General features: G+C 61.9%; 14 protein-coding genes and 1 pseudogene. 11 read left to right on the forward strand and 4 right to left on the reverse strand.

Going from position 1 to position 13,410, the window contains the following annotated elements:
- Window positions 1-3: 3 nt before the first annotated feature.
- On the reverse strand, window positions 4-549 hold the full coding sequence (locus ACYZT3_RS18850; RefSeq protein WP_282376502.1) for a cytochrome b: 546 nt from the start codon (window positions 547-549) through the stop codon (window positions 4-6).
- Entirely contained in the window at window positions 546-1,634 is a 1,089-nt protein-coding gene (locus ACYZT3_RS18855) for a catalase family peroxidase (protein ID WP_282376501.1), read from the reverse strand. Before ACYZT3_RS18855 ends, ACYZT3_RS18850 begins: the two co-directional genes overlap by 4 nt.
- 158 nt (window positions 1,635-1,792) lie before the next feature.
- Between ACYZT3_RS18855 and ACYZT3_RS18860 the strand changes: the two genes are divergently transcribed.
- Together ACYZT3_RS18860 and ACYZT3_RS18865 are read left to right on the forward strand one after the other, a co-directional pair.
- Complete coding sequence (locus ACYZT3_RS18860) at window positions 1,793-2,299, forward strand: RNA polymerase sigma factor (protein ID WP_462030454.1); 507 nt, start codon at window positions 1,793-1,795, stop codon at window positions 2,297-2,299.
- Entirely contained in the window at window positions 2,296-3,048 is a 753-nt protein-coding gene (locus ACYZT3_RS18865) for an anti-sigma factor family protein (protein WP_282376499.1), read from the forward strand. The genes ACYZT3_RS18860 and ACYZT3_RS18865 overlap by 4 nt, the downstream gene beginning before the upstream one ends.
- Window positions 3,049-3,099: 51 nt before the next feature.
- Here ACYZT3_RS18865 and ACYZT3_RS18870 read toward each other — a convergent pair whose 3' ends face one another.
- Entirely contained in the window at window positions 3,100-3,936 is an 837-nt protein-coding gene (locus ACYZT3_RS18870) for an IclR family transcriptional regulator (protein WP_462030455.1), read from the reverse strand.
- A 243-nt stretch (window positions 3,937-4,179) separates the two neighbouring features.
- Between ACYZT3_RS18870 and ACYZT3_RS18875 the strand changes: the two genes are divergently transcribed.
- From ACYZT3_RS18875 to ACYZT3_RS18915, 9 genes and pseudogenes are all read left to right on the forward strand, one after another.
- Window positions 4,180-5,205, forward strand: coding sequence for an ABC transporter ATP-binding protein (locus ACYZT3_RS18875; protein WP_462030456.1), 1,026 nt, complete (start codon window positions 4,180-4,182; stop codon window positions 5,203-5,205).
- The gene (locus tag ACYZT3_RS18880) at window positions 5,202-6,071 is read left to right on the forward strand and encodes an ABC transporter permease (RefSeq protein ID WP_282376495.1); all 870 of its coding nucleotides are present in this window, start codon (window positions 5,202-5,204) and stop codon (window positions 6,069-6,071) included. Before ACYZT3_RS18875 ends, ACYZT3_RS18880 begins: the two co-directional genes overlap by 4 nt.
- A 6-nt stretch (window positions 6,072-6,077) precedes the next feature.
- Window positions 6,078-6,872 (forward strand): ABC transporter permease, encoded by a 795-nt coding sequence (locus tag ACYZT3_RS18885; protein ID WP_056740278.1) that lies wholly within the window; start codon window positions 6,078-6,080, stop codon window positions 6,870-6,872.
- Window positions 6,873-6,879: 7 nt separating this feature from the next.
- Window positions 6,880-7,170: a (2Fe-2S)-binding protein gene (locus tag ACYZT3_RS18890; RefSeq protein WP_282376494.1), complete on the forward strand. Its 291-nt coding sequence runs from the start codon at window positions 6,880-6,882 to the stop codon at window positions 7,168-7,170.
- On the forward strand, window positions 7,167-8,528 hold the full coding sequence (locus ACYZT3_RS18895; protein ID WP_462030457.1) for an FAD/NAD(P)-dependent oxidoreductase: 1,362 nt from the start codon (window positions 7,167-7,169) through the stop codon (window positions 8,526-8,528). Before ACYZT3_RS18890 ends, ACYZT3_RS18895 begins: the two co-directional genes overlap by 4 nt.
- Entirely contained in the window at window positions 8,525-9,640 is a 1,116-nt protein-coding gene (locus ACYZT3_RS18900; RefSeq protein ID WP_462030458.1) for an NAD(P)/FAD-dependent oxidoreductase, read from the forward strand. The genes ACYZT3_RS18895 and ACYZT3_RS18900 overlap by 4 nt, the downstream gene beginning before the upstream one ends.
- Window positions 9,641-9,658: 18 nt before the next feature.
- Window positions 9,659-10,720, forward strand: coding sequence for an ABC transporter substrate-binding protein (locus tag ACYZT3_RS18905; RefSeq protein ID WP_462030459.1), 1,062 nt, complete (start codon window positions 9,659-9,661; stop codon window positions 10,718-10,720).
- 213 nt (window positions 10,721-10,933) lie between these two features.
- Window positions 10,934-11,110 (forward strand): annotated as a pseudogene (gene zapE, locus ACYZT3_RS18910) (AFG1/ZapE family ATPase); the annotation flags it as partial.
- 79 nt (window positions 11,111-11,189) lie between these two features.
- On the forward strand, window positions 11,190-12,578 hold the full coding sequence (locus ACYZT3_RS18915; protein WP_462030460.1) for a leucine-rich repeat-containing protein kinase family protein: 1,389 nt from the start codon (window positions 11,190-11,192) through the stop codon (window positions 12,576-12,578).
- On the opposite strand, the gene ACYZT3_RS18920 is transcribed toward ACYZT3_RS18915, so the two are convergent.
- Window positions 12,575-13,282, reverse strand: a complete 708-nt coding sequence (locus tag ACYZT3_RS18920; RefSeq protein WP_462030461.1) for a YebC/PmpR family DNA-binding transcriptional regulator — start codon at window positions 13,280-13,282, stop codon at window positions 12,575-12,577. The two genes, ACYZT3_RS18915 and ACYZT3_RS18920, sit on opposite strands and share 4 nt — an antisense overlap.
- Window positions 13,283-13,410 lie beyond the last annotated feature (128 nt).

A 13,410-nucleotide genomic window follows, 5' to 3' on the forward strand; every position in this document is an offset into this window, starting at 1 on the left:
GGGTCATCCGCGATCCTTCCCCCGCAACATGCTGTCCAGCACCTCATCGCGGCGCACCCAACCGTGAAACAACGCCGCCGCCAAATGCAGCAGCACCGTCAAGAACAGCAAATACGCCAGATACCCGTGAGCCTTGCGCAGGAACGCAAACACCTGCGCATTCGCGGGCAGGATCGATGGCAACTGCAACGAGCTGCTGAGCATGACCGGATCCCCCGCCGCCGAAATCATCGCCCAGCCCAGCAGCGGCAGGACCAGCATCAAGGCGTACAACAAAACATGTGAAGCCTTGGCCGCCAGCACTTGCCAACCTGGCAGATCCTCCGGCAGCGGTGGCTGTCGAGTGGAAAAACGCACGCCCAGACGCACGATCACCAGCAGCAGAATCGCAACGCCCAAGGGTTTGTGCAGATGGATCAGCCACTCACGGCGCTCGGATACCGAGGCGACCATGCCCGCGCCGATAAACAGCATCGCAATGATCATCAGCGCCATCAGCCAATGCAGGAGTCGCGCTAAAGGCGCGAAGTGGTTCGGTTGAGCGCTCATTGACGAGTCTCCTGTTTATTAGCAGAGGGCAACTGGCTGACTTCGCTGGTGCGGCGCAAGTAGGAAGTGGCGTAACCCGCTGAACGAGCGGCGAGCAACGGGTCGTCGGAACCTTCTATGCCGGCAGGCAGTACCAGCGGGTCGTAGTTGATGTCACGGCATTCGCCATTGAGTTGCGGCTGAGTGCTTTCGAGGACCAGGGTGCCGGCGTTCAACACTTTGCGACCGTCGGGCCAGGCTTTACTGGCGTCGTTGACCGGATCACCAGGGTTGGCCAGCGTGATGTTCAGCTGCCAACGCAGCGGCCCTGCGGAAATACGCTGAATCAAGTCTTTCTCGAGGAAATCACCCCCTTCAGGCGCCGAAGCACCCGCTGCATCCTGAGCCACTGGCACCATGCTCCAGCGCACCGCCTGTCGTTGTCCCGCAGCGTTTACCAGGTAAAACGCATTGACGCTGTTGTAGGTTTCCGTCACGTAACTGGCCGACGGCTTGGCGGTTTTGATCCAGGCCAGGAACGGTCCAGCTTCCGGATGCGAACCGAAGAACGCTGGCACGGCAGCCGGGTTCGGTTTGCCGGTGGCCGGGTCCGGCGACTGGGCTTGTTGCAATTGGTAGAACGCCTCGGGCGTGCCCACCGGGAACACCGGCATGCTGTTCATCCCGGTGCGCCACTGCTGGCCGTTGGCCTGGGTGAAACGCAGCGCCAGACTACGGATCGGCACGCTGTTGTCCGGCGCATAAGGATTGCCGGCCGGTAATGCGAAACGCCCGACCACCGGGGTCCGCGCTTCGTTGAACACCTGAGCACTGGAAAAACTGCGCGCCTCACTGCTGCTCTCGAAATGCCCGATGACGCACACGCCTTTGGAATGATTACGCCGGAAGCCGGGGTGCACCCCGTTGTTGGTCTCCAGCACATTGATCAGCTTTTTCGGCGTCAGACGCTGTGGGTCAAAGGTGCCGTTGACGTAGGCAAAAGCCCCGGCCAGGGCGGCGACGACCACGGCAATGCCAGCCAGACGGAATATCAGGCTCGCGGCACTCAAGGGTGGCCGGGTTGGCGGTGATGAGCGATCTACCATGAAAGACTCCAGGGCCATCGGCCACAAGTGAGAAGGATCAAGCAGACGAACCCCACGGCGGTTTATTCCATCGCGCGGTATTTATTTTTTCAGGCGTGGAATAACCTCGACTGCCGGGCGTCTTCCTAGTCCACAGCGTAGTGACTAGTCAGAGCTTCATGAACGATATCGACGAACAACTGAGAGAAATCATTCCCAGATTGCGCCGGTTTGCCGTGTCGTTGACGCGCAACCCCAGCAGCGCCGACGATCTGGTGCAGTCTTGCCTTGAACGCGCGCTGTCGAGTTGGGGCGACAAACGCCCCGAGGGCGACTTGCGCGCCTGGCTGTTTTCGATTCTTTATCGCCAGTTTCTCGATGCCCACCGACGCTCCCGGCGTTATGCGCGGATGCTCGAATTCATTACCGGGCGCGACGATACACAGCCATCGGTGGAGCGCACCGTAATCGCCCAATCGACGCTGCAAGCGTTCGACCAGCTCACCACCGAACAACGCGCGTTACTCCTTTGGGTGTCGGTGGAAGGCTTGAGTTATAAAGAGGTCGCCGAGATTCTCGACGTCCCCACGGGCACCGTGATGTCCCGCCTGTCCCGTGCCCGCCAGGCCTTGCGCCAACTCAGCGACGGCGAAATCACTCGCCCTTCTCTGCGGAGACTCAAATGATCAGCATGCCCCCAAGCGAGCGTGACCTGCACGCCTACGTCGACCATCAACTCAGCGATGCCGACCGACGTCTGGTGGAGACTTTCCTGGCCAGCAACGCTGAAGTGGCTGCACACGTGCGTGCCTGGCAGCAGGACGCCCAGCAATTGCGCGCGGCATTGAGCGGCGCCCTGCAGCAACCGGCCAACCTGAACCTCGACCCGGCGCTGATTCGCCAACGCCTCAAACGACAATCTCGCCGCCACCTGGCCAGCGCCGCCGTGTTGCTGATCGCGGTCAGCGTCGGCGCGCTCAGCGGTTGGCAAGCCCGGGAGATGATGCTCATCAGTGCCACGCCGCCGATGACCGATGCCCTGCAGGCCTATCGTCTGATTGCCCAGCAAGGCATCTTGCCGGCCGATTACACAATCAGCGATGACGGTGACATGCAGGGTTGGCTCGACCGCTATTTCACTCAAGCCAATCGCTTGCCTGACCTCTCGGGCGCCGGTTTCAAACCGGTCAGCGGACGCTTGCTCAGCACCGAGCAAGGGCCGGCGGCGATGGTGGTCTATGAAGATCAAAGCGGCCATAAAGTCAGCTTCTACGTCCGCCCACCGGGACCGAAAAACTACCTGTTGCCGAGGGGTAGTCGCAGCGATGGCGAGTTGCAGGCCGAGTACTGGTCGGGGGGCGGGTATAACTACGCGATGGTCAGCCCGACCGATACGCCGGCGGCGCAGTTGCTCAAACAAACCGTCCAGTTCTGACCTTGCTACCGATCGGTCCCACGCTCTGCGTGGGAACGATCGACGTAGGGGTCAGCCCTGCCCAAATACTTGGGACGGCCGGCGCAGCAACGGATCGAACGGATTGATCCGCGGCCCGATCAGCGCCGCTTCGCGCTTGAGCATTTCGACCACCGTCGGCAAGCGATCCGGCCCCAGCCGATCACTCACGGTCGCCACACTCAACGCCGCCACTGCCCGCCCTTCACGATCCAGAATCGGCACGGCCACCCCGGCCATGCCCTGCAACACGCCCGTGTTGCGCCCGGCGTAACCCAGTTTGCGCACATTCTCGACTTCCGAACGCAGGAACACCTCGTCGTACAGGTGAAAATCCTTGAGCCTCGGCAAGTTGTAGTGAATCACCGTATCCCGTTCTTCCTCCGGCAAAAACGCCAGAATCGCCAGGCTGCCCTGCCCCACACCCAGTGCTACGCGCCCGCCGATGTCTCCGGTAAACGTGCGGATCGGAAACGGCCCTTCGCTGCGGTCCAGGCAGATCGCATCAAAACCACTGCGCGCCAGCAAAAACAACGAATCCCCCAACGACGCCGACAGCCGCAGCAGCGCCGGACGCACCAGTTCGCGCAGGTTTCCGGTATTCCCGGCACGAGCCGCCAGGGCGAAAAACTCCAGACTCAAGCGATAGCGTTTGCTGCGCGCATCCTGCTCGACCATGCCTTCATCCATCAGGCTGCGCAGCAATCGGTGCGTGGTCGGTTGCGACAGGCCAATGCGCTGGGCCAGTTGCGTTACCCGCTCCCCGCCCTCGACGCTGTCACCCAGGCTGCGCAGCACGGCAAACAGTCTGGAGACCGCGCCAACACCGACATCACTTTTGCTTTCATTCCGCTCAATGGAATCTGTCATGGGTATTCTCGATTATTAATTTACTCACCGAATGAAACTGAAAATAGCCATCGCTTCAGTGAAATAGACCATTGAGCCCATCCTATTCTTCGTCCTACTCTGCGTCCATACAGGGGCGATTCGAACAACAGCGGCAGCCGACCCAAGTCGAGCGTCAACGCCCCCGCAACATCTTTTCGTATCTGCCCATACAAAAAAGCGCGACCTCAGGCCGCGCATAACAATCCCAGGTGGAGCGCAGTTATGGCTTTTGTGCAACTTGAAGGACTCGGCAAACGTTACGGCGAGATCGACGCCGTCGTTGCCACCAACCTCTCGGTCGAGAAAGGCGAGTTCGTATCCTTGCTCGGCCCCTCTGGATGCGGCAAAACCACCACTCTGCAAATGATTGCCGGCTTCGTCGAAGTCAGCAGCGGACGCATTCTGCTGGACGGTCGTGACATCACCCACGCCAAACCCGCCAGCCGCGGCTTGGGCGTGGTGTTCCAGAGTTACGCGCTGTTCCCGCACATGACCGTGAAAGACAACGTCGCCTTCGGCCTGCGCATGCGCAAAGTGCCCGGTGCCGAGTTGCAGCAGCGGGTGGACCGGGTGCTGAAACTGGTGCGTCTGAACCCGCATGCCGAGCGCTACCCGCGAGAACTCTCCGGCGGCCAGCGTCAACGTGTTGCGTTGGCTCGAGCCCTGGTGATCGAGCCCCCGGTGCTGCTGCTTGATGAGCCGCTGTCCAACCTCGACGCCAACCTGCGCGAAGAGATGCAGTTCGAAATCCGCCGCATCCAGCGCGAAGTCGGGATCACCACGCTGATGGTCACCCATGACCAGTCCGAAGCGCTGTCTATCAGCGACCGGGTGGTGGTGATGCAGGCTGGGCGTATCACCCAGATCGACGCGCCCTACACCCTCTACGAACACCCGCGCACCGAATTTATTTCCGGTTTCGTCGGCAAGGCCAATCTGCTGCCCGGCGAGCGGGACAGCGCCGGTGGCGTTCAGGTGTGCAGTCGCGGTGACGGCGAACTGACCCTGAGTCTGCGCCCGGAAAAAATCGATTTGCGCGACGCAGGCCATGGCCGGCTGCAAGGCAATATCGTCAGTCGCTTCTTTCTCGGCAGCCAATGGCTGTACGGCGTATCGACGACCCTGGGCGAACTCAGCGTGGTGCGCCGCAACGACGGTTCGGCACCGCTGACCGAAGGCACGGCGGTCGGGCTCGATTGGGACGCGACGTTGTTGCGGGTGCTGAGTGTCGACGAGGTGCCGGCATGAGTACGCTTGCCGCCATTCGCCAAGGACGCCAGGGCTATTGGCTGTCGACTCCGGCCCTGACCTTGTACCTTGGGTTGCTGGTTATCCCGCTGCTGCTGACTTTGGTGTTGTCATTCAACGTTTTCGACTACAGCTCTGGGATCAACGGCGACGCCTACACCCTCGACCACTACAGCAGCCTGCTGGGCGACCCGTACTTCTACGAAATCTTTCTGCGCACGATGTGGATCAGCGCCCTGACCACCCTGCTCTGCGTGGTGATCGGCGTGCCCGAGGCCTACATCCTCAGCCGCATGGGCGCACCGTGGCGCTCGATTTTCCTGATTCTGATCCTAACCCCGTTGCTGATTTCAGTGGTGGTGCGTGCCTTCGGCTGGAGCCTGTTGCTGGGTGCCGACGGCCTGGTCAACCAGACCCTGCAAGCCTTCGGCGGCTCGCCGATGAAATTGCTTTACACACCGTTTGCGGTGGTGATCGCGCTGGTCCACGTGATGCTGCCGTTCATGATTATTCCGGTCTGGACCTCGTTGCAAAAACTCGATCCGGCCGCCGAGCAGGCCGCGATGTCCCTCGGCGCCAGCCACTTCACCGTGATGCGCCAAGTGGTGTTGCCCCAGATCATGCCCGGCGTGCTCTCCGGCACGTTGATCGTGTTCGGTCTCGCCGCCAGTTCGTTTGCGATTCCCGGCCTGCTCGGCGGACGCCGACTGAAAATGGTCGCCACGCTGATCTACGACCAGTACCTGTCGGAGCTCAACTGGCCGATGGGCGCGGCCATCGCCGTGGCCCTGCTGTTGCTCAACCTGCTGATCATGCTGTCGTGGAACCGGATGATCGAAGGCCGCTACAAGAAGTCATTGGGATAACTCGTCATGTCCAAGAACGGTCCTTTCGCCCTGCTATTCCATACCCTGGTGGTGCTGTTTATGTTGGCGCCGCTGGTGGTGGTGTGCCTCGTGGCCTTCACCCCGGAAAACACCCTGAGCCTGCCGACCACGGAGTTTTCCCTGCGCTGGTTTCGCGCAGTGTTCGAGCGTGCAGACTTTGTCGATGCGTTCTACAACAGCCTGATCCTGGCGTTCTGCGCCGCCAGTCTGGCGACGCTGATTGCGGTGCCGGCGGCGCTGGCGATCACGCGGTTCGAGTTCCCCGGTCGGGACTTTTTCAACGGTCTGTTCCTGTCGCCGATCATCATTCCGCACCTGGTGCTCGGCGTGGCGCTGCTGCGGTTGTTTGCGCTGATGGGCGTCAACGGCAGCTTTGCCTGGCTGATCTTCGCCCACGTGCTGGTGATTACACCGTACGTGTTACGACTGGTGCTGGCGTCGGCCATCGGCCTGGATCGCAGCGCCGAACACGCCGCGCAATCGCTCGGTGCCGGGCGCTTCACGCTGTTCCGGGAAATCACCTTGCCGATGATTCTGCCGGGGGTCGCCGGTGGCTGGCTGCTGGCGTTCATCAACAGTTTCGATGAGGTCACGCTGTCGATCTTCGTCACCTCGCCGGCCACGCAAACCCTGCCGGTGCGCATGTACGTGTACGCCACCGAATCCATCGATCCGATGATGGCAGCGGTGTCGGCACTGGTGATTGCGCTGACCGCGCTGACGATGATTCTGCTTGATCGGGTCTACGGTCTCGATCGGGTTCTGGTGGGCAAACAATGAGGGCGCCATGGCTCTGCTGAAACGACTGGCCGAAGGCGACCGCCCGGCCCTGGACTTTACCCTCGACGGCCAACCGGCCACCGGCCTGCTCGGCGACACCTTGCTGACGGCGGTGCTGACCTGCAGCGACCACTTGCGCGGCAGCGACTTCAGCGCCGAACCCCGCGCCGGGTTTTGCATGATGGGTGCCTGTCAGGACTGCTGGGTTCGACTGGGCGATGGCCGACGGGTGCGCGCCTGCTCAACGTTGCTCGAAGCCGGCCAGCAGATCAGCCGCGAACCGGGGCGACATTTATGAGCGAACCTTCGGTGGTCATCATCGGTGCCGGTCCGGCCGGTATTCGTGCAGCGCAGACACTGGTTGCCCATGGCATTCGACCTGTCCTTCTGGACGAAGCAGCGCGTGGTGGCGGACAGATTTATCGGCGGCAACCGGCAAACTTCAAGCGTTCACCGGACAAGTTGTATGGCTTCGAAGCCGGCAAGGCCAGTGTGTTGCACCAGACGATCGACGCGCTGCGCGAGCAACTCGATTACCGTCCCGAGACCTTGGTATGGAACGCCGAGGACGGCGCGCTCGACACTTTGCATGAGGGTCGCGCCGCACGGCTGGCGTTCTCCCGAGTGATCGTCGCCACGGGCGCAACCGACCGGATTTTGCCGGTACCGGGCTGGACCCTTCCGGGGGTTTACAGCCTCGGCGCGGCGCAGATCGCCCTCAAGTTTCAAGGCTGCGCCATCGGTGAACGCGTGGTGTTAGCCGGCAGTGGTCCGTTGCTGTACCTGGTGGCTTATCAATACGCCAAGGCCGGCGCCAAGGTGGTCGCGGTGCTCGACAGTTCGCCGTTCAGCGCCCAGGCCCGCGCCCTGCCCGGCCTGCTCTCGCAACCGTCCACGCTGGCAAAAGGCATTTATTACCGCAGCTGGCTGACCGCCCACGGCATCCCGGTATATCAGGGCGCAATCCTGAAACGCATCAATGGCGAACAACGTGTGCAGTCGTTGAACTGGTCCAACTCAAAAGCTGAACAGCAACTCGATTGCGACGCCGTCGCCTTCGCCCACGGCCTGCGCAGTGAAACCCAACTCGCCGATTTGCTCGGCTGTGAGTTCACTTGGAACCCGATCAACCGCGCCTGGCTGCCGCAACGTGACAGCGCCGGTCGCAGCAGTGTCACCGAGGTTTACCTGGCCGGTGACGGCGCCGGCATCATGGGCGCCGATGCTGCGGAAATGGCCGGCGAACGCGCCGCCCTGGCATTGCTGGAGGACATCGGTTACCTGATCCCGGCGCAACGTCGTGCGCAATTGGAACGGGCGCTGGGACGGATCGATACCTTCCGCCAAGGCCTGGAACGGGCCTTCGTCTTTCCCGAGAACTGGGCCGCCGATGCACCGAATGACTTGATGATCTGCCGCTGCGAAGAAGTGCAGGCCGGTGACATCCGCCAAGTCGTGCGCGAGGGCCATTGGGAAATCAACCGGGTCAAGGCCCATTGCCGGGTCGGCATGGGCCGTTGCCAAGGCCGGATGTGTGGCGCCGCCGCCGCGGAAATCATTGCCTGCGAAAGCCAGCGATCCGTGTCCGACATCGGTCGACTGCGGGCTCAGGCCCCGATCAAACCGCTACCGTTTGGCCTGGAGGTCGAATCATGATCGAGGTCGATGCCGTCATCATTGGCGGCGGCATTGTCGGTGCCTCGGCCGCTCTCTTTTTGAGCAAGGCCGGGCGTCGCGTCGCACTGCTGGAGCGGGATTTTTGCGGTTCGCATTCCAGCGGCGTGAACTACGGCGGCGTGCGGCGTCAGGGGCGACCACTGTCGCAACTGCCGCTGTCGCAACGGGCGCACGACATCTGGGGGCAGCTACCGCAGCTGATTGGCATCGACGGCGAGTATCAACGCAGTGGCCACCTGAAACTGGCCCGCAGCCTCAGCGATCTGCATGCGTTGCAAGACTATGCCGCCGGCAGTCAGGGCTTTGGCCTCGATTTGCAGGTGCTCGAGCGCAGTGAATTGCGTGCACGTTTTCCGTGGGTCGGCGAGGTGGCGGTCGGTGCCTCGTTTTGCCCCGATGACGGTCACGCCAATCCGCGACTGGTCTCCCCGGCGTTTGCCCGGGCGGCGCGTCGGCATGGCGCGCAGGTCCATGAACAATGCCCGGTGGCGGCGGTAGAACACGACGATCAGCGCTTTCGCGTCAGCACGCAAACCGGTCTCGAACTGCACGCTCCCTGGCTGCTGAACTGCGCCGGCGCGTGGGCCGGCAGCCTGGCAGCACAATTCGGCGAACCGGTGCCGATGCACGCCGGACACCCGGCGATGCTGGTCACCGAGCCGTTACCGTTGGTAATGAATGCCAGCACCGGGGTCGAGGGCGGCGGTATCTATGCCCGTCAGGTCGCGCGCGGCAATTGCGTGTTGGGCGGTGGCCAGGGTTTTGCCCTCGACGACGCCCGCGCCCGGCCCGGTCAGCACGCGGTGATCGAAATCCTGCGTCAGGCCGTCGAGCTCTACCCGTTTCTCGAAGGCGCCCAGGCGATTCGCACCTGGAGCGGCACCGAAGGTTATCTGCCCGATCGCCAACCGGTGATCGGCCACAGTGGCACTCGACCCGGTCTATTGCACGCGTTCGGCTTTGCCGGTGCGGGCTTTCAGATCGGGCCTGCGGTGGGCCAGGCGCTCACCGACATCATCTGCAGCGGCGCCGCAAAAACGTCGCTGGATGCGTTTTCCATCACCCGGTTTCACTCCATCTCCGTAGCTTGATAGAGGAAGGTCGCGCCAATGAATAACGTCAAACGCAGTGCACTGCTCGGTTTGTCATGGCTTAGTTTTTCTAGCTTGGGCGCCCTGCTCCCGGTCACCCAGGCCCAGGCCGAACCGACGCTTTATCTGGGCATGAACGGCGGGACCATGGAGCGGCTCTACGCCGACAAGGTGCTGCCGGTTTTCGAGAAGGCCAACAACGTCAACGTGGTGATTGTGCCCGGCACCTCCGCCGATATTCTGGCCAAGGTCCAGGCCAGCAAAGGCAACCCGCAGATGCACGTGATGTTCCTCGACGACGGCATCATGTACCGCGCCATCGCCATGGGGCTGTGCGACAAACTCGAAGACAGCGCACCGCTGGCGCAGATTCCGGCCAAGGGCCGCATCAAGGATCAAGCGGTGGCGGTCAGCCTCGGCGTGACCGGGCTGGCGTACAACACGCGGTTGTTCAAGGAGAAAGGCTGGACCGCGCCGACCTCGTGGATGGACATGGCCGACCCGCGCTTCAAGGACAAACTGGTGTTCCAGTCGATGGCCTCCTCGACCTTCGGCCTGCACGGTTTCCTCATGTTCAACCGGATTCAGGGCGGCAGCGAAACCGACGTCGAGCCGGGGTTCAAAGCCTGGCCGAATACTGTCGGGCGCAACGTGCTGGAGTACATCCCGAGCTCGGCGAAGATCTCCGAAATGCTCCAGACCGACGAAGCGGCGCTGTTCCCGCTCACGCCGACCCAGGTCACCGCTCTGAAACTCAAGGGCATGCCGGTGGAGTATGCGCAGCCGAAGGAAGGTGCCGTGGTGCTCAACGTTGCCGAATGCACCATCGCTAACAACACCCAACCGGAACTGGCGCAGAAACTCGCCGCCTTCTTGCTGACGCCTGACGCCCAGGCCGCCGCGCTTGAAGACGGCGACCAGATCCCGTCCAACCCCACTACCCCGACCACCGACAAGACGCGCGGTCAGGTCGAGGCGATGAAACAGTACCTGACCACGGCCATTGCAATCGATTGGGATCAGGTCAACGAACAGCGCCCGGCGTGGAATGCACGGTGGAATCGCAGTATCGAGCGGTAACTGACAAACACCCCATAACTTTCAGCAGGAACGCAATCGATGTAGCAGCTGCCGAGCCTGCGAGGTTGCGTTCGGCTGCACAGCAGTCGCCCATCCATTCCCTGTGGTTTACCTGAATGACCGCGGTGTTTGGTTTTACGACTGCTTCGTCCGAACGCGGCCCGAACCGAACGCAGCCTCGCTGGCTCGGCAGCTGCTACAGGTTGGGGGGCTGGCGAGTTTGTGCATGGCGCCGTGGGTCGCGGCAAGAGCTGGCTGCTCGACGGGTTTTTCAAGGCCATTCCCGTCGCGGAAAAACAGCGCCTGCATTTTCATGAGTTGTTTGCGCAACTGCACCAAGGGATGTTCAGTCATCGCGATCAGCCCGATGCGCTGAAAACCCTGCCTGACAGACACCACACTTTTCCGGCTATCATGTCGCCCTTTCTATGGCCCCCGCGCCTCCTCTCGATCAATAGTGGATCTGTTCATGGATACTCTTGCCCAACTGCGCGCCGGCCAACTGTCGGGCATCACCCGCCTGGACCTCACCGGCGGCCTGACGGAGTTTCCGCGAGAAATCTTCGACCTGGCGGACTCGCTGGAAGTCCTCAACCTCAGTGGCAATGCCTTGAGCAGCCTGCCGGACGATTTGCACCGCCTGACCCGTTTGCGCGTGCTGTTTTGTTCGGACAATCTGTTCACCGAGCTGCCCGACTGCCTGGGCCAATGCGCCGCACTGACGATGGTCGGCTTCAAGGCCAACCGCATCGAGCGCGTGCCAGGCGCCGCCCTGCCACCGTTGTTGCGCTGGCTGATCCTGACCGATAACGGCATCACTGAGCTGCCCACCGAGCTGGGTGAACGCCCGCACCTGCAAAAACTCATGCTTGCTGGCAACCGCTTGCAACGTTTGCCGGAGAGCTTGCGTCATTGCCATCGACTCGAACTGATCCGCATCGCCGCCAATCGGTTGACCGAGTTGCCCGAGTGGCTGCTGTCCCTGCCGAGCCTGACCTGGCTGGCGTACGCCGGTAACCCGCTGGAGACCGAAGCCGATGCGGCAGCTCTCGAAGCCACGCCCCACATTCCCTGGTCCGAACTGCGCCTGGAGCAGCAACTGGGCGAAGGCGCGTCGGGGGTGATTCATCGGGCAATGTGGGATCGACCGGGCCAACTGGCCACACAGGTCGCGGTCAAACTCTACAAAGGCGAAATGACCAGCGATGGCTCGCCGTTGCACGAAATGAACGCCTGCATCACCGCAGGTTGCCACCCCAACCTGATCCGGATTGAAGGGCGAGTCGTTGGGCATCCAGAAGCCCAGGCCGGGCTGGTGATGCATCTGATCGATCCGAGCTATCGCAATCTGTCCGGGCTGCCGAGCCTGGCGTCATGTACCCGCGACGTTTACGCCAACGACACCCGGTTCAGCGTCGGCGTGGCCTTGCGCATCGCCTCTGGCATCGCCTCGGCGGCCGAACATTTGCACCAACAGGGCATCACCCACGGCGACCTCTACGGCCATAACATTTTGTGGAACGAGCACGGTGATTGCCTGCTGGGGGATTTTGGCGCGGCGTCTTTCCATGCCACCTCGGACAGCCTTGAAAGCCGTGCGCTGCAACGGATCGAGGTGCGGGCGTTTGGTGTTTTGCTGGGGGAATTGTTGGAGCGGATCGACTCGGGGCTGAGCGATGAAGGTCGTGCGCAGCTGGAGCAGTTGCAGCAGCGCTGCTGTCAGCCGCAGGTGCTGACGCGACCGGGGTTCAGCGAGCTTGTTCAGGCACTGACGGTATTGGCTTCAACCACTGGAAGCCAACACAAACCTGTGGCGAGGGGCCTCGCCACACGTCATCACACGCTCGAAGCGGTTTAACCCGCCAACCCGACAAACATGTCCTGCACGTCATCGTGGTTATCGAGGCCTTCGAGGAAGGCTTCGACTTCAGCCATCTGCTCATCGCTCAGACCGCTGACCGGGTTTTTCGGCTGATAACCCAACTTGGCCGACAGCACGGTGAAACCTTGCTCGGGCAGGGCTTTCTGTACCGAATCCAGGTCCGCAGGCTCGGTCAGGAACAGGGTCGTGCCCTCTTCTTCGCCCGGCTCGAAATCCTGGGCGCCGGCTTCGATGGCGGCCATTTCCGGATCGGCATCCGGGCTGTCCGGCGAGGCCTCGATCATGCCCACATGGTTGAAGTCCCAGGTCACCGAGCCGGAAGCGCCCAATTGGCCTTTGCGGAACGCGACGCGGATTTCAGCGACGGTACGGTTGATGTTGTCGGTCACGCATTCGACGATCAGCGGCACCTGATGCGGTGCGAAGCCTTCATAGGTCACGCGATGGTATTGCACGGTTTCGCCTAACAGGCCCGCGCCTTTCTTGATCGCGCGATCCAGGGTTTCCTTGGGCATCGAGGCTTTCTTGGCCTGCTCGACCACCAGACGCAGGTGTGCGTTGGTGGCAGTATCGGCACCGTTACGGGCAGCAATGGTGATTTCCTTCACCAGTTTGCCGAAGATCTTGCCCTTGGCGTTAGACGCCGCTTCTTTGTGTTTAACCTTCCACTGTGCGCCCATCACTCACTCTCTTATCTGTGGCGCCGAGACATCTATTGGCCGACGCTTTGCGCAAGTTTATACGGCCTAAAGTTGGCAATCGACCAAAAAATCCACCCTGTTCACCCGCATGACGAATCGACATCTTC

The organism is Pseudomonas sp. MDT1-16 (assembly GCF_054898115.1).